This is a genomic window from Cognataquiflexum aquatile, from assembly GCF_003316845.1.
In the GTDB taxonomy this organism is placed as follows: Bacteria; Bacteroidota; Bacteroidia; order Cytophagales; family Cyclobacteriaceae; genus Cognataquiflexum; species Cognataquiflexum aquatile.
Map to the genome: position 1 here is coordinate 140,771 of NZ_QMIK01000003.1, position 26,130 is coordinate 166,900.

General features: G+C 42.6%; 24 protein-coding genes and 1 tRNA gene. 6 read left to right on the forward strand and 19 right to left on the reverse strand.

Annotated features, from left to right (window positions below):
- Positions 1-11 precede the first annotated feature (11 nt).
- The 9 genes from DQW11_RS09505 to DQW11_RS09545 all read right to left on the reverse strand — a co-directional run bounded on the left by DQW11_RS09505 (position 12) and on the right by DQW11_RS09545 (position 8,181).
- Positions 12-548, reverse strand: coding sequence for an OmpH family outer membrane protein (locus tag DQW11_RS09505; protein WP_113923841.1), 537 nt, complete (start codon positions 546-548; stop codon positions 12-14).
- Complete coding sequence (locus tag DQW11_RS09510; RefSeq protein WP_113923842.1) at positions 548-3,241, reverse strand: BamA/OMP85 family outer membrane protein; 2,694 nt, start codon at positions 3,239-3,241, stop codon at positions 548-550. Before DQW11_RS09510 ends, DQW11_RS09505 begins: the two co-directional genes overlap by 1 nt.
- 4 nt (positions 3,242-3,245) lie before the next feature.
- Positions 3,246-3,983 (reverse strand): isoprenyl transferase, encoded by a 738-nt coding sequence (locus tag DQW11_RS09515; RefSeq protein ID WP_113923843.1) that lies wholly within the window; start codon positions 3,981-3,983, stop codon positions 3,246-3,248.
- Positions 3,984-4,064: 81 nt separating this feature from the next.
- Positions 4,065-4,859 carry a type IX secretion system protein PorG gene (porG, locus tag DQW11_RS09520; protein WP_113923844.1) on the reverse strand — a complete coding sequence of 265 codons (795 nt, stop codon included), beginning with the start codon at positions 4,857-4,859 and terminating at the stop codon, positions 4,065-4,067.
- Between the two features lie 115 nt (positions 4,860-4,974).
- Entirely contained in the window at positions 4,975-5,850 is an 876-nt protein-coding gene (locus DQW11_RS09525; RefSeq protein ID WP_113923845.1) for an NAD kinase, read from the reverse strand.
- A 13-nt stretch (positions 5,851-5,863) separates the two neighbouring features.
- Complete coding sequence (locus DQW11_RS09530; RefSeq protein ID WP_113923846.1) at positions 5,864-6,529, reverse strand: CBS domain-containing protein; 666 nt, start codon at positions 6,527-6,529, stop codon at positions 5,864-5,866.
- Positions 6,530-6,626: 97 nt separating this feature from the next.
- The gene (locus DQW11_RS09535; RefSeq protein ID WP_113923847.1) at positions 6,627-7,196 is read right to left on the reverse strand and encodes an anthranilate synthase component II; all 570 of its coding nucleotides are present in this window, start codon (positions 7,194-7,196) and stop codon (positions 6,627-6,629) included.
- Positions 7,180-7,719: a CvpA family protein gene (locus DQW11_RS09540; protein ID WP_317047877.1), complete on the reverse strand. Its 540-nt coding sequence runs from the start codon at positions 7,717-7,719 to the stop codon at positions 7,180-7,182. The genes DQW11_RS09535 and DQW11_RS09540 overlap by 17 nt, the downstream gene beginning before the upstream one ends.
- A gap of 12 nt (positions 7,720-7,731) precedes the next feature.
- Positions 7,732-8,181 carry a GatB/YqeY domain-containing protein gene (locus DQW11_RS09545; RefSeq protein ID WP_113923849.1) on the reverse strand — a complete coding sequence of 150 codons (450 nt, stop codon included), beginning with the start codon at positions 8,179-8,181 and terminating at the stop codon, positions 7,732-7,734.
- Between the two features lie 61 nt (positions 8,182-8,242).
- Between DQW11_RS09545 and DQW11_RS09550 the strand changes: the two genes are divergently transcribed.
- On the forward strand, positions 8,243-8,959 hold the full coding sequence (locus DQW11_RS09550) for a pyridoxine 5'-phosphate synthase (protein ID WP_113923850.1): 717 nt from the start codon (positions 8,243-8,245) through the stop codon (positions 8,957-8,959).
- A gap of 2 nt (positions 8,960-8,961) precedes the next feature.
- On the opposite strand, the gene DQW11_RS09555 is transcribed toward DQW11_RS09550, so the two are convergent.
- From DQW11_RS09555 to gltX, 6 genes are all read right to left on the reverse strand, one after another.
- Complete coding sequence (locus DQW11_RS09555) at positions 8,962-10,038, reverse strand: DUF3810 domain-containing protein (protein ID WP_113923851.1); 1,077 nt, start codon at positions 10,036-10,038, stop codon at positions 8,962-8,964.
- Between the two features lie 9 nt (positions 10,039-10,047).
- Complete coding sequence (locus tag DQW11_RS09560; protein ID WP_113923852.1) at positions 10,048-10,632, reverse strand: NifU family protein; 585 nt, start codon at positions 10,630-10,632, stop codon at positions 10,048-10,050.
- A gap of 59 nt (positions 10,633-10,691) precedes the next feature.
- Positions 10,692-11,354: a porin family protein gene (locus DQW11_RS09565; protein WP_113923853.1), complete on the reverse strand. Its 663-nt coding sequence runs from the start codon at positions 11,352-11,354 to the stop codon at positions 10,692-10,694.
- Positions 11,355-11,394: 40 nt separating this feature from the next.
- Positions 11,395-14,160 (reverse strand): TonB-dependent receptor, encoded by a 2,766-nt coding sequence (locus DQW11_RS09570; protein ID WP_113923854.1) that lies wholly within the window; start codon positions 14,158-14,160, stop codon positions 11,395-11,397.
- A gap of 132 nt (positions 14,161-14,292) precedes the next feature.
- The gene (locus DQW11_RS09575; protein WP_113924211.1) at positions 14,293-14,505 is read right to left on the reverse strand and encodes a hypothetical protein; all 213 of its coding nucleotides are present in this window, start codon (positions 14,503-14,505) and stop codon (positions 14,293-14,295) included.
- Between the two features lie 25 nt (positions 14,506-14,530).
- A complete protein-coding gene (gene gltX / locus DQW11_RS09580; protein ID WP_113923855.1) occupies positions 14,531-16,066 on the reverse strand; it encodes a glutamate--tRNA ligase in 1,536 nt (511 codons plus the stop codon).
- A gap of 496 nt (positions 16,067-16,562) precedes the next feature.
- Between gltX and DQW11_RS09585 the strand changes: the two genes are divergently transcribed.
- Positions 16,563-17,060: a hypothetical protein gene (locus DQW11_RS09585; protein WP_113923856.1), complete on the forward strand. Its 498-nt coding sequence runs from the start codon at positions 16,563-16,565 to the stop codon at positions 17,058-17,060.
- Between the two features lie 133 nt (positions 17,061-17,193).
- Here DQW11_RS09585 and rplS read toward each other — a convergent pair whose 3' ends face one another.
- The 4 genes from rplS to DQW11_RS09605 form a co-directional block, all read right to left on the reverse strand.
- Positions 17,194-17,565, reverse strand: coding sequence for a 50S ribosomal protein L19 (rplS, locus tag DQW11_RS09590; RefSeq protein ID WP_113923857.1), 372 nt, complete (start codon positions 17,563-17,565; stop codon positions 17,194-17,196).
- A gap of 88 nt (positions 17,566-17,653) precedes the next feature.
- Positions 17,654-18,340: a tRNA (guanosine(37)-N1)-methyltransferase TrmD gene (gene trmD / locus DQW11_RS09595; protein ID WP_113923858.1), complete on the reverse strand. Its 687-nt coding sequence runs from the start codon at positions 18,338-18,340 to the stop codon at positions 17,654-17,656.
- Positions 18,340-18,870 (reverse strand): ribosome maturation factor RimM, encoded by a 531-nt coding sequence (gene rimM / locus DQW11_RS09600; protein ID WP_113923859.1) that lies wholly within the window; start codon positions 18,868-18,870, stop codon positions 18,340-18,342. The genes trmD and rimM overlap by 1 nt, the downstream gene beginning before the upstream one ends.
- Before the next feature lie 14 nt (positions 18,871-18,884).
- Entirely contained in the window at positions 18,885-19,439 is a 555-nt protein-coding gene (locus DQW11_RS09605; RefSeq protein WP_157966085.1) for a 30S ribosomal protein S16, read from the reverse strand.
- A 205-nt stretch (positions 19,440-19,644) separates the two neighbouring features.
- On the opposite strand from DQW11_RS09605, the gene DQW11_RS09610 reads away from it, so the two are divergent.
- The 4 genes from DQW11_RS09610 (at position 19,645) to DQW11_RS09625 (ending at position 26,028) form a co-directional block, all read left to right on the forward strand.
- A tRNA-Arg gene (locus DQW11_RS09610) sits at positions 19,645-19,719 on the forward strand.
- A 236-nt stretch (positions 19,720-19,955) separates the two neighbouring features.
- Positions 19,956-23,165 carry a DUF1553 domain-containing protein gene (locus DQW11_RS09615; RefSeq protein WP_113923861.1) on the forward strand — a complete coding sequence of 1,070 codons (3,210 nt, stop codon included), beginning with the start codon at positions 19,956-19,958 and terminating at the stop codon, positions 23,163-23,165.
- A 1-nt stretch (position 23,166) separates the two neighbouring features.
- Positions 23,167-24,675: a DUF1501 domain-containing protein gene (locus tag DQW11_RS09620; RefSeq protein WP_113923862.1), complete on the forward strand. Its 1,509-nt coding sequence runs from the start codon at positions 23,167-23,169 to the stop codon at positions 24,673-24,675.
- Between the two features lie 12 nt (positions 24,676-24,687).
- Positions 24,688-26,028, forward strand: a complete 1,341-nt coding sequence (locus tag DQW11_RS09625) for a DUF2231 domain-containing protein (RefSeq protein WP_113923863.1) — start codon at positions 24,688-24,690, stop codon at positions 26,026-26,028.
- Positions 26,029-26,130: the final 102 nt, after the last annotated feature.

The window sequence follows — 26,130 nt, forward strand, 5'->3', positions numbered from 1 at the left end:
ATTGATTTAATTTATTTGTTTTCTATTCCTAATTCTTCTAATACAAATTCTGAGTAATCGTGCCTGGGATCTGTGTAAATCATCAGAGGACCTGCCGCTTTGTCAAACAGAATAACCAAACTGTTTCTCTTGCAAACCCTGTCTATGGCATCATAGATTTTAGATTGCAGAGGCTGTAGCAATTCAGACTGTTTTTGGTAGTACTGTCCGTTGATCCCAAAAACCCTGTTGTTGAAAGCTACCGCTTCCTTTTCTTTTTCTTTGATCGATACCAAACGTTCTTGGTACATTTCTTCTGTTAGTAGGACTTCCTCTGCTTTCAGGTTTGCATACATGGTTTTAATTCCCTGTTCCAAATCCTGTGCCTCTTTTTTCCACTGATTGCTAATAGATGTTAATTCATCCTGGACAAGTTTGTAATCTGGATGTTTGTTCAGGATATATTCTGAATCGATATATCCGAATTTTTGGGCATTCGCAGACGAGACAAATAGGGTCAGTCCAAATAGCGTGCACAAAATTAATAATATAATCGGTCTTTTCACCATTATCTAAATTGTTGTCCGATGGTAAAGTGGAATTGGGCGCCGCTAGGCCTGGTAGTACCCGGAGCCGGGTCAAATCCATATCCCCAATCCAAACCAAGTAATCCAAATGCAGGCATGAAAATCCTTGCACCGACACCCGCAGATTTTTTCAGGTTAAATGGATTGTACTCCGCATAAGATCCCCAGTTGTTTCCTGCTTCGGCAAATCCCAAAAGGAAGATGGTGGCGGATGGATTTGGAGAAACCAAGAATCTAAGTTCCATGACGTGCTTGTTGTACACAATACCCCCATATCCCTCTGTGGAGTTGGGATCATTTCTTGTCAAAGCTCCCGGGGTGATGACTTGGTTTTCATATCCTCTCAAACCGATGATCTCTTGTCCTAAGGCAAAATTGTTCATGTTCATTCCATCTCCGCCCATCACAAATCTTTCCAAAGGAATGATGCCGATCCTGTCGCCATAAGAGCCTAAGAAGCCCATGTGTGTCCTTGCACTGATGACCCATTTTTTAGTTCCAAAAAGAGGTGTGAAAAAGGAAGCATCAAACATCCATTTGTGGTATTCCAGCCATTTGTATTTTTCTTCGTCTGGAGATTCTCTGTCAATGTTTGGGTTGAGGGATGCGTAAGGAGGCGTCAGAGAAGTGACCAAAGATACATTGGTACCCATTCTCGGATAAATCGGGTTGTCTATGTTATTTCTGGCCACAGTGGTGACAAGCGCGATGCTATTCAAAGTGCCGGTAGGGAAAGACAAACCAAAACGAGTACCAAACTCAAAGAAATCGTAATTTTGATAAGAAATAGCTGTACTCAACATAAAGTAATCATCCGGCCAAGTTACTCTCTTGGAGAGGCCAAGGGTGACTCCAGTAATTTTGAAGGAACCAAGTTCTTGACCATTCGGATTTTGAAAATCAACCTGTCTTTGAACAGACCTGTTTAAGCTGAAGCTCAAGGCATTTGGCTTTTTGCCTCCAAACCAAGGTTCAGTCAAAGAAATGCTGTAGTTTTGGAATGAACGCCCATTGGCCTGCACCCTAAGCGAAAGCCGCTGTCCATCACCGACAGGAAGTGGTCGCCATTTTTCAAAGTTGCCAATGTTTTTTAGGGAGAAGTTATTGAAAACAAGACCCACAGTACCTACAAAACCGAAAGCACCACCCCAACCTCCGGATAATTCTATCTGGTCATTTGGTCTTTCCTCCAGTTTGAAAGTGATGTCAACTGTCGCATTTTCGTAGTTAGGACGCATGTCCGGTTCAATCTTCTCTGGGTCAAAATATCCCAACTGGGACAATTCCCTGATAGTCCTTACGAGCAAACTCCTGTTGAATTTTTGTCCTGGGAGAATCCTGATTTCCCTCATCACCACGTGGTCTGAGGTTCTCTCGTTACCTTGTACGGTGACAGAGTTTACTGTCACCTGTGGCCCCTCAAAGATTCTCATTTCAATGTCTATTGAATCTTCTTTGATTTTGACCTCGACGGGTTCGATAGAGAAGAACAGGTATCCGTTATCCTGGTACAATGAACTGACATCATCGCCTTTTTGAGGGTCATAGTTCAGCCTTTTGTCCAGTTTTTCTTTGTCATATACATCACCTTTGGCTATTCCAAGGCGGTTTTGCAGCACGACATTGGGGTGAAGATAATTCCCTACAAAAGTGATATTGCGGTAGTAGTATTTTTTCCCTTCTTCCAAGGAGATGTCCACATTGACTGTATTATCTGAAAATCTATAGACAGAGTCAATCACAATTTCCGCATCCCGATATCCTTTGGAATTATAATAGGCGATGACTTTGTCTTTGTCTTCCTTAAATTCTTTGGAGACGAATTTGGAAGCATTCAAGAAGTTGAGTTTAAAATTCTTATTGATGTATTCTTTCACCTTATCGTCCTCAACAGGACTCATGTGGAAAATCGCATCTGCAGCGGATTTTGGGGTAGTATTGGAAATTCTTGAAGCAATATCCCTACCCAGATACATACGGGGATGCTCTTTGGTTTTCTTTAATTTGGATTTGACTTTTTTCTCTTCAATCCCTTCAGCACCATAGATATTCACTTCGTTGATTTTCACCTTGGTTTTGGTATCAACTTCAAACCTTAGCTTTACACTATTGGGTAGGGTGGTGTCTCTTTCCTGAATTACTTTTACATCGGTATTGAGATAACCCTTGTCTACGAAGTATTGGCGGATATTTCTTTGGGAAGTATTCAACACATCGTCCCTGACAACCCGGCCCCTGATTTTAATTTTTTCCTTAAGTTCGCTTTCCTGGGTTTTATTTACCCCTACAAAATCAACCCTACTGAATCTTGGCCTTTCTGACAGTTCCATCAGAAGATAAATGTCATCCCCTTCAATTTTGGTAACAAGAATTTTGACATCACCGATGATTCCCTGTCCCCAGATCCTCTTGAGCGCAGTGGAAATGGCATCTCCCGGTACTGAAATGACGTCATCCACCCTGAGTCCGGACAAAGAAATAATGGCCACCTCATCCAGGGTGGTCAACCCGACGGCTTTGATTTCAGCAATCCTGTATTTTTCTGGTTTGGAATAATTCAATTCTAATATATCCACAGGCCTTGCTGGGGTATAGCGGCTTTGACCCAGACGTATCTGGGCCTGGGCGCTGAGGACCCACATGAAAAGGCAAAGGATAATAAAACTCTTTTTCATCAAGTTAAGGTTTAATCTGAGCCCCTGTTTTACCAAATCTTCTTTCTCTTTTCTGATAATCGAGAATGGCTTCCACAAGGTGCTCTTTTCTAAAATCCGGCCACAACACCTCTGTAAAATACAGCTCTGTATAGGCCAATTGCCAAAGGAGAAAATTACTGATCCTAATTTCTCCGCTTGTCCTGATCAGAAGTTCCGGATCAGGAATGTTTTTGGTATTCAAATGTGCAGCAATTGCTTCCTGCGTGATGTCTTCAATCTGAAGTTGATGATCTACTACTTTTTTGACAATGGATTTGATCGCATGCTGGATTTCCCATCTTCCGCTATAGCTAAGTGCCAATACCACAGTCAGTCCTGTATTCGCAGCCGTCATTGTAATGGCTTCATGTAGCTTTTCCCTGGCTTTTTTTGGAAGACTTTCAATATCTCCTATGGAAAGAAGTCTGATGCTGTTTTTCATCATGTTGGGAACTTCTCCCGAGATGGTATCCACCAATAGTTCCATCAATGCGGTGACCTCATCTTCCGGCCTTGACCAGTTTTCTGTGGAAAATGCATACAAGGTCAGGTACTTTACCCCAAGTTCAGCAGCGCCTTCGATGGATTCTCTGACGGCAGTAATGGCGTTTTTATGGCCAAATACTCGCATGGCCCCTTTTTGTTGGGCCCATCGTCCATTCCCATCCATGATAATAGCGATGTGCTGGGGGATTTTTTCTTTGTTCAATGATTCTTTCATTTCGTAGGATTACGAAAAGCCTTCGTTTTTTGGAGGTACAAAAATGCTATTTCTTTTTCAATATTCTATTTTTGGCAGAAATTAATAAGAATAACATTTTACCGTGCTGAAAGTGTAGCTGATGGTAACGCCTAAAAAGTAATACCAGTCCTTGTCACTGTAATTGCCATAGTTATATCCTTTCAAGGCATTAGGATTGTTTGGGTCCGGAAAGCGTGGGATGAAAAGCTCTTCTCCATAGAGTTTATCTATAGCATCGGTAAATGTAGCTCTTGCCCCAAACTCAGCTGCCAAGATCCATTTTTCTGATAGCTTGTATTTGATACCTATTCCAAAAGGAATCACAGGTGTTCCTACAGTATATCCAGTAGGATTTGGGTCATCTTCAAATTTCCTTCCATCTCCTATAAAACCGGAAAAACCCAATCCCAAAAATCCGTACGGGGAAAACCTATATTCGGCAAACCTGTTTGTGAAATCCAGGAAATGATATTCCATTACAACTGAAGCCTCAAATAAAGAACCGTTGAAGCCCGCGTTCCTGAAGGCCATCACCGGATCGATGGGATTGATGCTATCTGCTGCGTTGAGCCTTGCAAAAGACAATCCTCCACGGAGTGACCATACATTGTCAAAATTTCGTCTGCCAAACAACGTCCCCTGAAGTCCGATCTGATTTGGATCGAGTCGCCTGATGATATCACCCGAATAGGTGGCTATCCCGAGTCCTCCGCCTGCATCATATTTTTGTGCCATTGAGTTTTCAGGTTTTAACAAAACCAGAGAAGCCAAAAGAAATGATAAAGACAAAATCCAAAACTTATTCTTTTTCAAGACGATGCAATTTATGAACTGGACAACGATATAAAAACCCATATAAGTATTTACGGGGTTAATTTTTGTTAATGGTAGGGATGGCTTTTGACAAAGGAAAATGCTATAAATCCCTGTAAATTTGTGAGTTACTAAATTGAAGAGGGTAATCAATTCATTAATTTCTCATATCAAAGCCCCAATTGAGTTTTTGACGGAGTGTATCGAAATAACTGTAAGATGCGAATTTGACCAATTTTGCTGAAAATCCAGCCTTTTTCACTTTCAATTTTACTGAAGCATCAATAGGCGTTGATCTGGAATCCAACGATATGAGGAACTTCTCACTCCGTCCTTCTATCTTGAAGCTGATTTCATTGTCATCCGATACCACTATCGGGCGTACGTTCAGGTTGTGTGGGCTGACAGGCGTGATGACAAAATTCCTTGCACCCGGAGTGATCAAAGGACCGCCACAACTTAGTGAATATCCAGTCGAACCTGTCGGTGTGGCTATAATAAGTCCATCTGCCCAATAGCTGTTGAGGTACAGGTCATTGATATAGGTATGGACAGTGATCATGGAAGAAGTGTCCCTTTTGTGGATCGTGAACTCATTCAATCCAAAATTAAGCCCATTGAAAAGGGGAATATCGGATTCCAGCTGGAGCAGAGACCTTGATTCTATAGCGAAAGAACCTGAAATCAGCTCTTCGATACTGCTTTCAATATTTTCTTTTGCGACAGTCGCCAAAAATCCCAATCTGCCTGTGTTGACGCCAAGGATAGGGATTTCATTTTTTCCTACGAGGCAAACAGTGTCCAGCAAAGTGCCGTCACCGCCGATAGAAATGACAAAATCAGATTCTTTGATGGTATCTTTTTGAGTGATGGGTTTTAATCCTTTGGTGGGAAAAGCGTTTTTTTTGAGCGATTTCAGGAGAGAATCCGTGAGGTTGATGTCAATTTTCTTATTCTTCAGAATTTCGAAAAGAAGACCGATCTGAGGTAGAAACTCTTTTTGAACACCTATCCCGTGTAAAGTGATTTTCATTGGTGGATAGGGATTAAATCTGTAAAAATCTAAATAAGTTGTCTATTCGTTCCTGTTCTCCGTTGATACCTTCTTCTTCCTGAAAATGGTCAAGAATCCTGTAGCCAAACCGCTCTATGGTCGCTTTGACATGTCTCAGTTCTGTTTTGTCAAGCTTCAGTGTTAATTTGATTTTGGAATCATCCAATGGGTCACTGGACAAAAAACTGCTCAGAATTTTGGTGTTTTCTGATTCGATGATCCTGGCGATTTCGGACAGGCTATAATCCGTCATATTCATAGAAAGTACCAAAACTGCCCCGGCCGATTGGATGGAAAGCGAATCCGCAAATGCGCTGATGGCGTCTTCCATGGTCACCACACCCAGGTAATGGTTTTCCCTATCCACTACGGCGATCATATTTGAATGATACTCTGAGGCTACTTTGATGACGTCGTAGATGTGCTTGTCTTGGTATACAAAACAGGAAATGTTTTCCAGTTGAATCTTGGCAAAGGTAATCTCCGGATCGTTGAGCGAAAAAACCAGCTCCTCGGTTACAAAACCCATAAACCTGCTTTCGTCCACCACAGGCAGGATATCAGTCCTGATTTCCTCCATCCAGTTCAATGCCAATTTTACCTTGTCATTGAGTTTCAAGGGAGGTATAAGGTTATTGATAAATTCGTAGGCCTGCATGCACTAAATATATTAAAAGGATTCGAAATATAAAACGAAGCCTATATCTGACAAGTTCGAAAGTAACAGAGATAGATAAAGTTTGTTTGCTTTATAATTAAGCGATTTTGGAAAAACGAAGCCAATTCATGATTATTTCCTTACCGTATTGTGTCAGGAAAGCTTCAGGGTGGTATTGAATCCCGAGAATGGGCAATGTTTTGTGTGCCAATGCCATGATTTCACCGTTTTCGGTTTCCAAAATGACCTGAAGGCAATCCGTCGGATTTTTGATTTCGAGTGAATGGTATCTTGTCACCAAAAAGGTTTTCGGTAGGTCTTTTAATATATCATGGTCAATGGTCTGATAGACTGCGTGGACTTTGCCATGGACAGGTTTTCCCCCTTTTTCCAATTGCCCGCCAAAATATTCGCCTATTGCTTGATGACCCAGGCAAATTCCCAAAACAGGAAGTTTTCCTGCATACCAATCGAGGATTTTCATCAGGTTGCCTGCCTTCGCCGGTGATTCCGGACCTGGGGAAAGAATCAAAGCTTCCCAGTTTTTTTTGGTGATTTGGCTGAGGGGAATATCATTTCGGACAATTTCAAGGTCAATGCCTGTTTGCCTCAAATAATCTGCTAAGATGTGTGAAAAAGAATCAAAGTTATCAATCAATAAGATCATCGGCTGTTTTTTTCACTAATTCTTGGAAAGCGACAACCGTTTTTTTGATGATGGGTGTGTATCCGTCCAAAGCATCGATCGTCACAGGGGCAACCGGTTCGACGTAAGCATATATTTTGGAATTCCTGATCCAGTCTTTTGGGACAGAATATTCAAAAGAGCCTGCTATCCAGATAAAAAGACTGAGTAAAAAAAAGCTTTTGAAAAATCCCAGGATGCCTCCTGCAATATTGTCCATAGACCCAAGAATGGTAAAATCCAACGACTGTTTGACCAAGAAAGCCAATCCACGGATGATCAGGATTACTCCTAAGAATATCAGCATAAAAGCCACAAAGGGCAACATGAAGGTCATTTCATCCACCCTTTTGGAAAGAAATTCAGCACCCCAGTTCATCAGATGGAAGGCTAGTATCAAAGCAAAAACAAAAGCAACTATAGAAAGAAGACCTATGAAGAGCCCTTCTTTGTAGCCCTCATAGACTCCGATTGCCAAAATCACCACAATGATCAGGTCAAGCATAACAATATATGTTTAAGAAAGAAGTTCTTTGACTTTCATTGAGATTGCTTTGCCGTCTGCTTTTCCTGCAAGGGCTTTGGAAGCAAGTCCCATCACTTTTCCCATGTCTTTGGCGCCGGATGCACCTGATTCAGAAATGATGGCTTTCAATTCTGCAACAAGTTCCTCTTCGGTCAATTGTTTTGGCAAAAACTCTCCGATAATCTCCAATTCGGCCATTTCCACAGCATATAGGTCTTCTCGGTTTTGTTGTTTGTAGATGTCTGCCGAATCCTTCCTTTGCTTCGCTGCTTTGGTCAAAAGCTTCATTTCATCTTCTTTGGAAAGCTCAGCGCCTGCTCCTTCTTTGGTTTCTTCCAAGAGAATCAGCGATTTGATTGCTCTCAATGCCCTCAGCCGGTCTTTGTCTCTGGCGAGCATGGCATTTTTTATTTCACTTTCTACACTTGCCTTTAAACCCATTGTCTTGTTCTTTGTATTATAGGTGTAAATTTGTCACAAAAATATCTTTTAATCTAGGAAAATGACCAAACTGAGCGTAAATATTAACAAAATCGCCACCCTCAGGAATGCCCGTGGCGGTAATAATCCAAATGTAGTTCAAGTGGCGTTGGATGCGGAGAGATTTGGAGCTCAAGGGATTACCGTCCACCCGAGACCTGACGAAAGACACATCCGATACCAAGATGTCATTGACCTTGCCAAGGTAGTCACCACAGAATTTAACATTGAAGGTTATCCAGACCAAAGGTTTATGGACCTGATCCGGTCTGTGAAACCTGCACAGGCGACTTTGGTTCCGGATCCGCCACATGCCATCACTTCAAATAGCGGGTGGGACACGATTACCAACCAACTTTTTCTGAGAGACATAGTCGAAGAGCTTCATGAATATGGGACAAGGGTTTCCATTTTTATCAATCCCGAATCAAAATTCTTTGAACCTGCTAAAAATACAGGAACAGACCGGGTGGAATTATACACTGAACCCTATGCGACGTATTTCCCCACTGACAGGCATGCTGCAGTGAAACCTTACATAGAAGTCGCTTTGTTGGCAAAAGAGTTGGGGCTTGGATTGAATGCGGGTCACGATCTGGACCTGCATAACCTTAGGTTTTTAAAAGAAAGCATTCCCTTTTTGGACGAAGTTTCCATCGGGCATGCCCTGATATGCGATGCTTTGTATTATGGATTGGAAAATACCATTCAAATGTATAGAAGGCAGTTGGAGATCTGAGGTTAAAACCCATCCTTCAGACTGTTTCTCCAGGCATAAGCCAACATAGGTAATTGTTGGTAGCTGTTGATGCCGGCTTTTATCCCTTGGGTTTTCAAAAAAAGGTCATTGGATTTTCGGCTGATCTCCAAGTTCAATGGCTTTATTTTTTCATTTTCTGTCTGGATGGATACCAGATCATTTCGAATGCCGGTGGGAATGGTTTCATAAAACTCTTTAAACAAATCCTTTGACATCCTGTACATGTCATTCATCTGGTATTTCAATAATCTCAGTTGTCCTGAATACTGCAATAATGGATCATCGGAATTGGTACAAATCACCCAAGCAATAAAATTGGCCTCACCCTCGTCCGTCACGCCATAGCTGTGTGCCATTTCATGGGCGATGGTAAAGGGTTTTTCAAGATGATGCAAAGTCGGATCTATGTAACTTTCTCCTGTAAATGGAAAATATATTCCCAAAATCCCCATTCTTCTCATAAAGCCTGCAGGATAGAATTGCTTTGTCCTCGGATGCCCGGTAAAATTGAGTCCGAGTAAATACAGGTTTTCACGCATGTTTGCCCTGACCAATTTTTCCAGATCGGGGTACTCTATGGTTTTTTCTATGGCAATGGTATCCTCTTCGATATTGTATCGGAGTTGGCTGAGGATGTTTCTCGTCAGTTCGGTTTCTTTGATAAGCTGTTCTTCACTGAGGGGAATCGGATTGAGACCAACTTGTTGGAAAATCGGAATCCTTTGGTAATTGTAACCCCAAAGTATGAGGAAGAAGAAAACAATGGCACCCAAATAATTGAACAAAGACCTGATGGAATAACCGATTTTATTTTTCCATCCCTCGGTTTGGTTGAGCCTAAAAAAATAAAATCCTATGAAGAAAATTAGAGAAGCTAAAAAGACATAAACGGTAGCAAAGGGAAGCAGCGACAAGGAAAGGTCAATGACATTTCTGATTCCGGGGAAAAAGGCCCGGGAATATATCGATTCGGTTTTCTCAGGATATTTTATAGCAAAATGCCTGACCACCAAGCTGATCAGGCCCAATAACGTCCAGGTCCAATTTCCTCTCAGCATCAGAAATAATTAAATTCCCTCGGCCTGAACTTCTTTGACCTCAGGAAGCATCCTTGTCAATAAATTTTGAATTCCAGCTTTGAGGGTGATGGTACTTGAAGGACATCCTGAGCAGCTTCCCTGAAGCAATACTTTGACAATACCTTCATTGAAACTATGAAAAACGATAGCGCCACCGTCTTGCTCTACTGCCGGACGGATGTATTCATCTAAAATCCCTTTGATTTTTTTTACTGTTTCCGAATCATTTTCATCAAAAAGTGGATCCTTTTCAAATGATGTGATGATTATTGCTGATTTTCCTGCTTCCAAATATTTTTTGATATGGTCACGGACAATGTCCTGGATTTCTACCCAATCGATATCACCTTTTTTGGTAACTGTCACAAAATTGGAAGTGATAAAAACCCTGTCCACAGCGGCAAAATTAAACAATTCATTGGCCAAAGGAGAGGTGTCTGTGCTTGACTGATCAGGATAATCAAAGCTGACGCCTTCATCTGTCAACATAAAGTTGACTACAAATTTCAAAGAATTGGGATTTGGATTTGCCTCCATATAGATATGGACAGGTCTTTTTTGAGTTTGTAGCATATCTGTCTGATTTAATTATCTAACATACCATCAAAACCTAGAATAAGTTCCTTTGGTTTTCAATTTTGGGATTTAGATTTTAAAGCCTGGAATAAATAGGTCAAAGTAAGCTCAATATTGGTGGAAGTCATATCAAAAATCCGGTCTTGGGTTTCAGGTCTTCCAAATTCGTAGGAAAACCTTAAATCTCCTTCGAGGGTACTTTTTCCAAATAATGTCGAAAGGCCTGCACCACCGGTAAGACCGTACATAAATCTCCGGGGATCGTCCCCCGGTTGTCCATAGGTAGGAAGGAATAAGGGCCCTTCAAAATCCCTGCTCACATCTGTGGCTTTCAATAAATATCCAAAATGAGGTCCGATTTTGATATGAAACCTGCCTCCTTTACCGACATAAAAGTTGGAGAGGACGGGCATTTTCAGATAGTTTAACTCAGTCCTGTTGGTTCCTTCAAGTAAGGTGTCTGTTTGGGAAAAACCCAAGGTGAGGTACTGGACCTCAATCTGAATTCCTGCATTCTTGCTTGAAAAATGCTCCATGACAAAGGCGAAAGTAGGCGCACTGATTCCGCTTGTACTGATCTTAGGTCTTCCTGCACTTGTCTGGTAGCTCATAGAAGAAACAGAATATCCTCCCCTGATTCCAAAACTTGTCTGCCCATGGACCAAAACAGGTAAAACCAAGAGGGACAATACAGTGATGTAGAATATAGCTTTTCCCATGCTCAAAAATAGGCATTTGATTTTCAATTCATGCACAAAATCATTTTCCTGCCGGAATTACAAATGTAGCTCTCACCGGTGTTCCATCGATGGCAATACCTTCGACTATCACCAATTTAGGACTTGGGCTGTCATTCATAAAGAATTCTATGCTGAAAGAACCATTTTCACTGTCAGTGATGATGTAAGGATTCCAATATAAGGTTGCCCTTTGGTCTGATTCAATAGGGAATTCACTCCCACTTTCATGGCTCACCTGATAGAAATTGTTTGGGACCGAAAATCCTTCGACCACTATGGTGTTCATGTTTGCCGTGGCGGCATTCAATATCGGAGATGGCTGTCCCCCCTTTTTTAAAAATATGGCAATCACCCCGTTTCTACCCATATCACCCATGATGGAAGCCATTCTTGTCACGACTTCTATCCTTTCCACATCATTGGGATTGATGGAATTGATGTTGGAGGCGGCACTGTTGCCCGGAAGAATGGCACCATCCACCATCACCATAGGTTCGAGTGAATTAGTCCCTGATGTGGCTCCACCCCTTAACGTCACCTGCCCAAAAGTATTGACTGCCATACCCGGAACATAGGGCTTGAGGCTGAGCAGGAGATCAGTCGAGTTTCCCCCACGCATCAAAATGTCACCCTGTATGACATGGTCGGCTCTCCCATAGATGGCCATGGTTTTCGAACTGCCCTTTTCCTCATCTACTGTGACTTGTTCCAGATCAACTGTTTTGTTTTCTTCTTGGATCAAAGGAAATATAGGATTTTGGACTGTGGTTATGTTGGGCATTTTGACATAGCCAGGCACAAAAAACGGAGGATTCAAACGTGGCGTGATCTGGAATTTACCGAATGAATTTCCCTTTTTGTCCAGTGCCATAAAAGTAAAATCAAGAGGTCCATAGAAATCCATTTCTTCCAGATTGAATTTTCCCTCTTCATCCGACTCAAGGTCGAGAGAGGCCGCGAAATTATTGAAATAGGCCGTGAAGGGGATTGCCTCAGGCTTTCCTTTTTCGTTGAGAAATTGTCCCGATATCCGCATATCCTTTTCGATGGGATAAGTGAATTTGTCCGTAGTGATATGTCTGGGGATTTCTTTGATGGTCAATCCATTCAGAATCGTAGGAGTTAAGGTAATTGGAGTTACATAATGATTATCCGTCACCGTGACAGACAGATTGGCGGAAATGGGATTTCCGTTTTTATCCTTCAAAAAAACTTCGAGAAGTACTTTTTCTCTGGTTTTGTATTCGTTTTTGTCAGGCCGGAATGTACCCACAACATTTGAAATTGGCTCTTCTTCTGTTTTGGAATCTGCTATCCTATCATAAGGACTCAGGACTGCTACAGCTTTGACAAAGTAGGTGTCAGGACCATAATTCCTGTTCCAGGTGGTATATGACCTCAAATAATATTTTTTCAGGTTGAGGGTATCGGGTAAAAACATATCACCTACTGCCTGCCCATTTTCGATCTTGAATTTTTTCTGAATAAGTACGTCCCTGTTTTCAGAAATCAATTCCACATACAACACCTTGCTCAGTTCTTTCTTGAGGGTTGGATTGGCGTAATTGAGGTAGGCTTTAAAAAACAGCTGATCTCCCTGATAGTAAAATGGCCTATCAAGGTGGAGGTAAACCTTCTCTTGAAGCCCATTCGCATCTTTTGCCATTTGGGTATTGGATTCCAAAGAAAAGGGCGGATTATAGTCCATGGGAAGGAGAGTGGCGACTTTTCTCTTGTCCATGTCTCCTGAGAATGTCACATCCTTTTGGTTTAGAACGATACCGTTTGAGTTGATATTGACGTAATTGCCATTGACCTCAATCCAAGAAATGGGATAAGGAGCGTCCTTATAGGTGTTAACAGTGCTGTACCCTTTTTCGTAATGGATTTCGATTCTTCCTTTCAGATAAATTCTGTAATCCCCAGGCCTTTTCCCCGGAGTCACGAGGGTTTCAGGTTTGTATTCTATGACTGATTTTCCCAGTTCATTTGCGAAGATGTCCGAGCGCATGTTCAAGGTTTCTGCGCCTCCGGGCTTGTTGGCATAGAGCATGAATCCTTCTTGGTTGTGCTGGTTTTGAATCATGGCTCTGAACATGTTGGCAGGGGACTTCTTGTAAGTTTCCTCTCGGTTTTTCTGCCAGGATTGTTTTAGGATTTGGTCCGTGGTGTCCATTTCGACAAATCTCGTCGCACCGGCGATGATGTAATATTGGGGAGTAAAATAGAATTCCTTAAGGTCAAAAGTGAGGTTGTAGCCTAGTCCGTTGTTTTTTATTTCTATAGGTTGGATAGCGGTGGCCCGGAAGCTGTTTGTAGTATTGTCTTCGGGAAATTCAATGACCCATGGATTGAGGATTTCGCATTGTGAAGCGAGGTTGTCATTTCCCAAAAAAAGATTTTTGAACCTTCTCAACTCCCTTTCCCAAGCCTTGTCTCTTGTCGCTTTGATTTCGACATCGGAGAGTTCCTGTTCAAAAGAAACCATACTGACATTGAGTATAAATTGTCCTCCAGGTTTGATTGAAGCAGGTTTTTGGATTGCTTGGTATCCAATAAATGAAAAGGCAACTTCAATCTCTCCTTCGGGAACATTTGCCAGGGTAAAATTTCCATCCATGTCAGTGACAGTCGAAAGAGTGGTGTTATTGATAAAAACATTACAAAAAGGGAGGGCTTCACCGGTTTTACTATCAGTGACTTTTCCTGTAATTATACCTGTTGTTTGGGCAAATCCTGTAAATGAAATCAGAAACAATAAAAATGAAAATGTGAATGGTTTCATATCGAATTCTACTAATATTTAAGGCGAAATATAAAGGTTAATACGGTCAACGAAAAAGAATGGATCAAAAAAAAGCACAAAATCGTGAAGATTTTGTGCTTGTATATTTTCCTGAAAAGGAAGAGAAGTAATTTATTTTTTCTTTTTCCCTTTACCTTCCTTGATTTCTTCAATGTCTTCCCTGTCTTTGAGCTTTTTGTCATCGACATTCTTGTTTAGAAATTCATTGAGCTTATCGATGGAGAAAGTACTTGAAATTTCTCCAAAAGTATCGATGTTCATCTTGAAACCTTCCAAGTCTTTGTGGACTTTCGCGATTTCTTCTTTTTTAGGTTTCTTAGCCATAGGAGTTTTTTCTTTTTTGTATAAATCAGGATACTTGCAAAGTGCCCAAGGCAAACTTGATCCTCTTGGACAATTCCTCTTTTCCAATTATGCTGAATACTGCCATCAAATCCGGTCCTGCACCCACTCCGGTCACTGCCAAGCGTACTGCCTGCATGACTTTACCCAATTTGATGCCATTGGCTTCTGCGGATTCCTCAAGAACAGCTTTTGCATTGTCAGGAGTGAATTCGCCGGTATGGGAAGCTAGTTTTTCTATATAGGTTCCCAAAACGGTGACGACTTCGGCATTCCATTTTTTGCTTGCAATATCCTTATCAAAAGAAGTTGGTGCTATAAGCATAAACTTTCCTTCTTTCCAAAGGTCCGCGGGGAAAGTCGCCCTTTCCTTCATGACATGGGCTATTTTTGCTGCTTTTTCCTTGTCTATTGAAAGCCCCTCTTTTTCTATGTCAGCGATCAGGTAGGCCGACAATTCTTCATCGGATTTGGCCCTGAGGTATTGTTCATTGAACCATTTTGCCTTGTTGATGTCAAATTTGGTACCTGATTTACCGATTCTTTCAATCGAAAATGCGTCTACCAATTCTTCCAAACTGAAAATCTCCTTATGGTCACCCGGATTCCATCCCAGGAAAGCCAGGAAATTCAACATCGCTTCAGGGAGGTAGCCGGCTTCACGGAATCCCATGGCCGTTTCCCCAGAATTTGGATCTTTCCAATCCATCGGGAATACCGGAAAACCATGCTTGTCGGCATCTCTTTTCGATAGCTTTCCATTTCCGTCAGGCTTTAGCAACAGGGGCAAATGTGCAAATTCGGGCATGGTAGCTTCCCACCCAAAGTATTTGTATAGCAATACGTGTAAGGGTGCGGAAGGAAGCCATTCCTCACCGCGGATGACATGGGTGATTTTCATCAAATGATCATCTACAATATTGGCCAAATGGTAAGTAGGCATACCATCCGATTTCATCAGTACCTTGTCATCCAAGGTACTTGAATGAACCATCACCCAACCACGGATCAGGTCATGCAATCTCACTTCTTCTTTTCTTGGGATTTTCACACGGATGACATAGGCTTCACCGGAAGCCAATCTCGCCTTGACCTCATCTTCAGGAAGGGTAAGGGAGTTTTTCATCTGGGTTCTGGTGATAGAATTATACTGCGGGGATACAACCCTTGCGGCAGTCAGCCTTTCACGCATGGCTTCCAATTCTTCAGAAGTATCAAATGCATAATAGGCATGGCCTTTTTCGATCAGGTCAAGGGCATACTGCATGTACATCGGTTTCCTCTCGGACTGTCGGTAGGGAGAACTGTTGCCTGGATTCCAAGGGCTCTCATCCGGGGAAATTCCAAGCCAATCCAATGCGTCCTTGATATAGTCTTCTGCTCCGGGTACAAACCTGTTTTGGTCGGTATCCTCGATGCGCAGAAGGAATTTTCCTCCGGTTTTTCTTGCGTATAGGTAATTGTATAAAGCGGTTCTGACGCCACCGATATGTAAAGCTCCTGTTGGAGAAGGTGCAAATCTTACACGTACTTCTTTGTTCATGGTATTGGTTTATACTTTGTACAACCAGTCTGAATCCTTTTGGTTGTATTGTTCAGTCTTATTTGAGGCTGCAAAGATAGGAAAAGATAAGGATTGGTCTAAACAAAAAAGGGAACCCGTTTGGATTCCCTTTTTTTTGTGAAAAAGACAATTAAGCGTCTTTTCTGCGTCTGATTTTTTCTTTGATTTTGGCAGACTTTCCTTAACGAATACTCAGGTAAAAAGATTTTGCTCTTATTACTTGTATTTTCTTTTCAATTGGATTTTGGTGATTGTTGGCAATGATGGAAAATAGGAATTATACACTTACAACGTTTGGTCTTTTATTTTGAGATTGGAATATTTATGCTTTGACTATTATTTTACGAAAAATTAAACGGTTCGTTGTCGCGATTTTTCTTAAGTTTACGTCTTAAGAATACTCATTAAGTTTCGAAAAATTTTAATTCAAACTTTTAAATTCAGTTCTATTTTTTTCACACCTAAACAGATTTCTATGAAAACCAGAATACTTGTCAGCCTAGCCTTCCTCACTTTGATCTTTTCATGTCAGGAAAATGAAGAAATCAATCCTTACGCAAAAATGGAGGGAAGATGGGAACATAATTTTGATGTGAGGGGATTATATGAAAGTTACAATGTTTTAGAGTTTGATAAAAACGGTACCTATATAGGGGAATTTGCCGCCAGAAATCTTATAACAAAAGAGCTTATCGGATTCAGGGGGATTGAGGAAGGGAATTATTCCATTGAAGGAGGTAAACTTACCATGACCAAAACAAAGGGCTTCTCACGCGATGCCAATGATCCGTCTTTTGTAAATGACAACTCCCCTTTTCCAACTTTTGTACAAAAGGATGCTCTTATTCCTGACAATACTCCTCAGGAAATCTATTATTGGATATCAGATGATTTTTCGGAATTGCGATTTGTTTGTCCTGAAAATTCCCTAGGGTCATGCGTAGAGTTTACCACCTATGTCAAGGTCCCCTGAATATCATAAGTCTAAATGCAACAAGTCTATAACAACCTGTATTTTCTGTATTTCTGAAAATAAATTCTTTTAAAGTTTAAGAACAAAAAAAGGGAACCCGTCTGGATTCCCTTTTTTTTTGTGAAAAAGACAATTAAGCGTCTTTTCTGTGTCTGATTTTCTCCTTGATTTTGGCAGACTTTCCTTGACGGCCTCTTAGGTAGTACAATCTAGCTCTTCTCACTTTACCTTCTCTCATCAATTCGATTTTGTCGATTGCTGGGGAGATGATAGGGAAAATTCTTTCCACACCCACACCGTTTGATACTTTTCTTACAGTGAAAGTTTCTCCGTTTGTGTTTGGATTTTTTCTCTGGATGACGGTGCCTTGGAATTGCTGGATACGCTCTTTGTTACCTTCAGTGATTTTCACGTGTACGTTGATGGTATCTCCGGCTTTGAAAGAAGGGAATTTGGCTCTCGCCTCGCTGTATTCCGCTTCTACAATTTTAAGTAGTTCGCTCATAGCTATATATTTTATGTGCTTATAGCGACTGCGCCTCGGCGCAATCTTTTGTTAGACTCAATGATATTACTTTCTTACATATATCGCCTCAGATTTCTTTTCCTTCGAGAAGGTCCGGTCTTCTTTCTTTGGTTCGGCGAACCGATGCTTCAAATCTCCAGGTATCTATTTTGGCCTGATGTCCTGACATTAATATTTCCGGTACTTTCATTCCCTCATAGTCTGCGGGTCTGGTATATACCGGCGGGGCCAAAAGCCCGTCCTGGAAGGAATCTGTCAATGCCGAGCTTTCGTCATTGAGAACTCCGGGAATCAACCTGATAATGGCATCCGTCACCACCGCTGCGGCCAATTCGCCTCCTGAGAGGACATAATCACCGATGCTGATTTCTTTGGTTATCCATTTCATTCTGACCCTTTCGTCGACACCTTTATAGTGTCCGCACAGGATGATGAAGTTTTCCTCGAGAGAAAGTTCATTGGCCATTTGCTGGTCAAATTTCTTTCCGTCAGGTGTCATGTAAATGACTTCATCATACTCCCTTTCGCTTTTGAGTGCTTCGATGCACTTAGCGATGGGTTCTATCATCATGACCATCCCGGCACCGCCTCCAAATGCATAGTCATCGACCTGCTTCTGTTTGCCGCCGGCATAATCTCTCAGGTTGTGGACCCTAACTGTGGCCAAACCTTTTTCTTCCGCTCTTTTGAGAATCGAATGTGAAAAAGGTCCTTCCAACAATCCGGGAACAACTGAAATGATGTCAATGCGCATCAGTCTTCCAAATATATGTCAATCAATCCTGTGGGCAGGGAGCAGTAAACTTTCTTTTCTGCCTTGTCGACTTTCTGGATGATCTGGTCTTGAATGGGTATCAAAACCTCTTTTCCTTTATGTTCGACGCCCAATAAATCCTGGGTTTCCATGTCATAAATGACCTTAACCTCTCCGATAAGTCCGAGGGAATCATCGATTACCTCAAATCCTACCAATTCATGGTAATAGTATTGGTCTTCTCCAAGTTCGGGCAATTCGCTCATTGGAAGGAACAAAGCCGATCCTACGAGTTTACTTGCATCGTCTACCGTGTTGAAATCCTCAAATTTTGCAAGCATTTTGTTGTTCGGTTGGGAGACAAAATGCTCAATAAAGAATGGAACTAACCTGGTTTTTTGCTCGATGAAGACATGCTTCAGTTCTTCGTAATCTTCTGGATAATCAACATCCAAGACCACCAAAACTTCACCATGAAGCCCATGAACTTTGGACACGTAGCCCAATTGGAAACAATTGTCTTTGTTCATGGTGTAAAGGGGTATTAAGCTTGGGTTTCTTCTCCTTCAGCAGATGCCTCAGGTGCTTCAACCTCAGCCGCCGGAGCTTCTTCTACTTTTGGAGTAGCAGCAGCGATAGCGTCATCTTCTCTTTTCTTGATTGCGTCAAGACGGGCTTGGTTTTTAGCTGTTTCAGCCTCAAAAGCCTTGGTTTTTGCGTCTTCTTTTTCTTTGGTCAATCTGTCCACTTTACCGCCGATAGTAGCTTCTTTGGAAGATTTCCAGGTTTCGAATTTAGCATCCGCCTGATCTTGTGTGATCGCGCCTTTCAATACACCGATTTGAAGGTGTTTTTGCAACAATATACCTCTGTAAGAAAGCATAGCCTTTACTGTATCAGTCGGCTGCGCACCGTTCAACAACCATTTAAGAGCACGCTCATTGTTGATGTTGATGGATGCAGGGTCAGTGTTGGGGTTATAAGTCCCGATTTTCTCGATAAAGCGTCCATCACGTGGAGCTCTAGCATCAGCTACTACAACGTCATAGATGGCCATTTTTTTTCTGCCTCTACGCGATAATCTGATTTTTACTGCCATATTAATTTGATATTTAGTGAATTGATGGATCCCGTCCATCTTAAATTTTGGACTGCAAAGATAGCGTATTAAAAATGAAATGAACAAATGACCCTAATATTATTTGCGGAAATGGAGGGAATTGATTTAACTTGCGACCTGATTTAGAAGCAAGATTTGGATCTTCCCTTCGTACTTCCCACTTCTGACTTCGTACTTTCAGAATGGCCTCGTAGTTCAATGGATAGAATAGTTGTTTCCTAAACAATAGATATGGGTTCGATTCCCGTCGAGGCTACCAAGAAAAGTCCCTTCAAAAATGGAGGGACTTTTTGTTTCTTTTGATTTTTTAAAGAAGGAATTCCGACTATTAAACTGAAAACCTGCATTTGATAATTGGATTTGATTTTCCAATAGCCAATAAACGAATAACCATTAATTCATTTCATTAAAAGTACCACTGCCCCACAATACAGGATATAGCAGGTGGGATATTGTTTGAAATTCCGTTAATTTAATCCGGTGATTTGATTTCAAATGGTCTTAAGAATCCTGAGTTTCTTCTGCTTTATTTTCTCTTTAATTTCTTGTAGCCCCGAACTCCCGGAAGATGTTCAGGTAGCTTATAAGGAATTGCCTGAAGCATTGGATTTCAATATTCATGTCAAGCCGATTTTGTCGGATAAATGCTTCGCCTGTCATGGGCCTGATCTGGCAGCACAAAAAGCAGGGTTAAGCTTGCACGATCCCGAAATGGCTTTCGCATCTCTAAAAGACTCTCCCGGCAAGGTAGCAATCCACCCCGGAAGCCTCAGCAAAAGCGAACTTTATCACCGGATCATTTCAGAAGATCTGGAGTACCGGATGCCTTCCCAAGAATCAAACTTGACCTTGACTTCTAAAGAAAAGGCCATCTTGATCAAATGGATAGAAGATGGGGCTGAATACAAAAAGCATTGGGCTTTTATCCCTCCTCAAAAACATGACATTCCGAAAGTAAAGGATAAAACATGGGCCAAAAATCCAATTGACCAGTTTGTACTTAGCAAATTGGAACAGGAAGGAATCAAACCATCTCAGGAGGCCGATAAGGAAACGCTCTTGAGAAGATTGAGTCTGGATTTGATCGGCTTGCCACCGAGCTTGGCTGAAATAGATGCATTTCTTGCTGACCCTTCCGCCAATGCTTATGAAAAGCAGGTCAACAGATTGCTCAATTCTGCCCATTATGGGGAGAAAATGGCCATGCATTGGATGGATATTGCGAGGTTTGCCGATACACATGGCTACACTGTGGACCGGTATCGGGATGCATCTCCCTATCGGGATTGGGTAATCCAGGCTTTCAACCAAAACCTACCTTACGACCAGTTTATCACCCATCAGTTGGCGGGAGACCTTCTTCCCAATCCGACCAAAGAACAGCTGATAGCGACGGCATTCAATCGAATTCATCCCCAAAATATGGAAGGAGGCATTGTGGAGGAAGAGTTTCGGGTGGAATATGTGGTGGACCGGACGAGTACCATGGGTCAGGCTTTTATGGCTTTGACGCTGGGTTGTGCGCGATGTCATGACCACAAGTACGACCCCATTTCCCAGAAGAATTTCTTTGAGCTTAGCAGTTTTTTCAATCAGGTGGATGAGGCCGGTCAGATTTCGTGGGATGACGCCACGCCTGTTCCGACGATGCTTTTGACGGATTCAGAGAAAGACAACATGCTTTCTTATCTGCTTTCCCAAAAAAACAGGGAAGAAGAGGAACTGAAAATAGTAGCTGAGAATGAAGAAGAGGCATTTCAGGCTTGGCTGACATCCAAAGCCTTTCAAAATACTGCCAAACTGGATTTTCCGGCAAGTCGGGTCGGGTTTTATTCTTTTGACCAAAACTCCATACATAACAATCTCAATCCTTCCCAAAAAGGAACAATGGAAAGCAGCGAGGTGAAAAACCAGAAACCCGCCTATGTAGATGGTTTTAAAGGAAAAGCTGTCAAACTCAACGGAGATGCTTGGCTGGATTTGGGCGGTTCGGGTATTTTTTCACGCAGCGAACCTTTTTCTGTGAGTATCTGGATTTCTGTCCCCAAGTCTTTGACTGACGGTGCGATTTTTCACAAAGGTTCAGGCGCAGTGCTTTATAACTGGCGCGGGTATCACCTCAGTCTGAAAAACAACCGCCTGGAATTGCTGATGGCGCACACCGCTCCATACAATGCCATCACCAAAGTCACCGAACAGGATATTCCCCGGGACCAATGGATCAATCTAGTCATGTCTTATGACGGTTCTTCCAAAGCGAATGGACTCAGGGTATTCCTGAACGGACTTGAAATGGCTACCCAAACTACCCATGACAACCTGTACAAAGACATCCTTTTTCAGGGGGGACAGCCGGGATTGCAGGTAGGGGCGGTTTGGAGAGGCAAAGGACTCAAAGATGCTTTGGTGGATGAAGTAAGTGTATACGACAAAGAACTTTCAACCCTCGAAGTATTGCAGATTGCGAGTTTAGAAGAGTATAAATCAATCTTTGCCCAATCTGGGAACGAGTTTAATACCCAAGATAGAAAAGCCCTGAAAAAACTTTACCTCAATAACCATTCTTTGGCTTATCGAGAAAAGCTGCGAGCGGTGGTGGCTAAGAGAAAGGCCTATGCGGATTCTGTGGAAAGGATACCGGAGATGATGGTCATGCAGGACAAAACCAATAAGCGACCCACCTACATTTTGACCCGTGGGGAATATAATTCGCGCGGAGAAGAGGTTTTCCCCAATGCCCCAGAAAGTGTCTTGCCAATGAAGGAGGGCGTTCCAAAAAACCGTCTTGGACTGGCTCAATGGCTGACGGATTCCGAAAATCCCCTCACCGCTAGGGTGGCAGTCAACCGTTTTTGGCAAAATTTCTTTGGAAATGGGTTGGTCGCAACTTCCGAGGATTTTGGAAATCAGGGACAATTGCCTTCCCATCCGGAATTGCTGGATTGGCTGGCTTTGGAATTCCAAAATTTGGGTTGGGATGTCAAAGCCATGCAGCGTTTGATTGTCACCTCTGCCACTTACCGGCAAGGCTCGAAAAACAGACCTGAATTAGCCGAGAAAGATCCTGACAATTACCTCCTTGCCCGAGGGCCGTCGGTTCGTTTACCTGCGGAATTGATCCGGGATAATGCGCTTTTTGCAGCGGGATTGTTAAATCCTGCAATCGGCGGAAAAAGTGTGTTTCCTTATCAGCCTGAGGGTCTTTGGAAAGTCAACGGGGCTAACTATGTGCAGGATTCCGGTCAAAATCTCTATCGGAGAAGTATGTACACCATTTGGAAACGCTCGGTCCACCATCCGACATTGTCCATCTTCGATGCACCTGACCACAGTGTTTCAGTAAGCAAAAGGCAGGAAACCAATACTCCGCTTCAAGCTTTGGTCCTGATGAATGATCCGACATTTGTGGAGGCTTCCAAGGTTTTGGGAGAAAAGATGTTGGATAATCCAGAAATCTCCAAGTCCATAGAGGATACATTCCGCAGACTGACAGGAAGAAAACCCAATCCTAAGGAGCTTCAAATTCTTCTAGAATTGAGGGAAAATGAATACCGTAAATTCAAATCGGATCAAAATAAAACCAAAGGCTGGTTGGCTTCCGGGGAATACCAGATTCCTCCGGACTTAGATCCTTTCCATCTTGCGGCCAATGCGGTCACCGCCAGTGCAATTATCAATTCAGATGCTTTTCTAACCAAAAGATAACATGAGTCACCATCACGATGCCCCTCTAAGGTCTTCCAATAGAGATCTTCAGGAGATTGAAAAGAATATGGACAGAAGGAGGTTTTTGACAAAAACTTCTTTGGGGATTGGTTCCCTGGCTTTGGGCTCCTTGATGGGAATGGAGAAGATTTTTGCAGAAAATCCACAGACACAGCCTTTGCTTTCCGAGTCAGCCAACGGATTGGCAGGCTTGCCGAATTTTATGCCCAAGGCAAAGCGGGTGATTTACCTTTTTCAAAGTGGTGGGCCTTCCCAATTGGAATTATATGATTACAAACCAAAGCTCATGGACCTTCACGGGCAGGAGCTGCCTGATTCGGTGAGAGACGGACAGCGTCTTACCGGAATGAGTGCAGATCAAAGTTCATTTCCTATGACTGCTTCAGCTTTTAAATTCAGCCAATATGGCCAAAGCAGGGCTTGGGTAAGTGAACTGATGCCCGATACCGCTGAGATCGTGGACGAACTTTGTTTTATCAAAAGCATGCAGACCGGACAGATCAATCATGACCCTGCCATTACTTTTTTCCAGACAGGTCATCAGCTTCCGGGCCGTCCCTCGATGGGCGCTTGGTTGAGTTATGGATTGGGTTCGGACAACCAAAACCTGCCATCTTTTATCGTCTTGGTTTCCAAAAATGCCGTGCAGGACCAACCGCTTTATGCCAGACTTTGGGGAAATGGATTTCTTCCTTCCCAATACCAGGGCATCCAATTCCGGTCTGGGCAAGACCCTGTACTTTATCTTGGCAATCCTGAAAATTACGACGGAAAGGACAGGCGCGAAATGCTCGATTACCTCAAATCATTGAATGAGGTCCAATTTGATACTTATGGCGATCCTGAGATCAGCGCCCGCATCGCCCAATATGAGATGGCCTTCCGGATGCAGACCTCGGTGCCGGAAATTACCGACATGTCCAATGAGCCTGATTCGGTGTATGAAATGTATGGTGAAGAAAGCCGGGATCCCGGTACTTATGCCGCCAATTGCCTTTTGGCGAGAAAGCTCATCGAAAAAGATGTCAAATTTGTCCAGCTCTACCATCAGGGATGGGATCAGCACGGGAATTTGCCCGGCGGGATAAAAAACCAATGTCAAAAAACGGACCGGGCTACGGCTGCACTGATCAAAGACCTCAAGCAAAGAGGCTTGTTGGAAGATACGCTTGTCGTTTGGGGAGGTGAATTTGGAAGGACGGTGTACAGTCAAGGCACGCTTTCAACGGATAATTATGGCCGGGACCACCATCCACGCTGCTTTACCAAATGGATGTGTGGGGCAGGGGTAAAGCCGGGTTTTACTTATGGAGAAACAGACGATTTTGGATACAATGTGGTCAAAGATCCTGTTCAGGTTCATGACCTGCAGGCTACGATTCTTCATCTTTTTGGGATAGATCACGAAAAACTGACTTACAAGCATCAGGGCCGTAGGTTTAGGCTGACCGATGTAGAGGGCCATGTGGTAAAAGGAATTTTAACTTAGGGAATTCCTAATATGACGCAAGATCTGATCACTTTCTTCGGAAGATTTCATCCACTTTGGGTTCACTTACCTATCGGGTTTTTGATTATTGCAGTTTTTTTTAAAGCCTATGTCGCGTACTGGAAAAAGCCTGCGATGCAGGAAGCAGTGAATTTTTCTTTGCTTTTAGGTACCATCAGTGCCTTGGTCGCGGCGGTGTTGGGTTTTATGCTTTCGCAATCCGGGGGCTATGACGGGGACCTTTTGGATATTCATTTGGTGGCAGGATGGACGACGGTTATTATTTCCGCCATTGCATGGTGGGTGAATAAAAACGAACTCAGATTTAGCAAAAAGTTGAATTATACTGTATTGGGATTTATGATCCTGGCGCTTTCGGTCACCGGACATTTTGGAGGAAGCCTGACTCATGGGGAAGATTATCTGACTGCTTTTGCACCTTTTGGAGAAAAGCAGGAAGAGACCAAAGGTCGGCTATTGGCCAAGGTGGAGGATGCGGAGGTTTTTACAGATGTGATTCAGCCAATTCTTCGAAGCAAATGTCAAAGCTGTCACCGATCGGGAAAATCCAAAGGTGAATTGAATTTGGCTTCCTATGAGACAATGCTCCAAGGAGGAGAAAACGGCCCGGTATTTATTGCGGCAGATGCTGAAAAAAGTGAGCTGATCCGAAGAGTAACGCTTCCTTCTGATCATGATGATTTTATGCCTGCCGAAGGGAAAAAGCCCCTGACGGATGAGGAAATCCAAATTCTCATTTGGTGGATAACAAAAGGGAAAGCTGATCCCAAAGTATCCTTGATGGATGCGGATGAGGAAATTATCGCATGGGCAAAGCCCAGACTAAATATTCTTGGAGGAGAGAAAATGATGGCGGTGAGCATCGATACGGCTTATTTTAAAACCTTGGAGAAAATGGGTTTTCGGGTAAGAGTTCTCTCCCATGAAACAGGTGCGCTAGATGTCGTCTTGCCATCTGATGTGGCAAAGGAAAAAGCCACGGAACTATTGAAGGCGCTTTTATCCATCAAAGAACAGATTTATTGGCTCAGTTTGGCGGGCACCGGAATTCAGGATTCGGACCTGAATCAGGTCGCTCAGTTTTCCAATTTGCAAAGACTGAGGATCGAAAATAATCCCATCTCAGATTCGGGAATTTCATCTTTGAGGAGTCTTTCCAAACTCGAAAGTCTGAACCTGAACGGGACCAAGATCAGCGAATCAGGTTTGGAGACACTTTCTGAAATCCATTCTCTCAAATCACTTTACCTTTGGAATACTGCAATTGATCCTCAACATGTAAAGGTGGAAAAAATAAGCGCTGCCGGAGTGAGGGTTATTTTTGGAAGTTGAAATTGACTTGAACATCCACCAAAGGGACTTAGAAAATCGGTCTTCCGACTTCGTCCCGATAGCGGGATCCGTCCCGTTTCTGATGGAACCTTGGGTTACTGA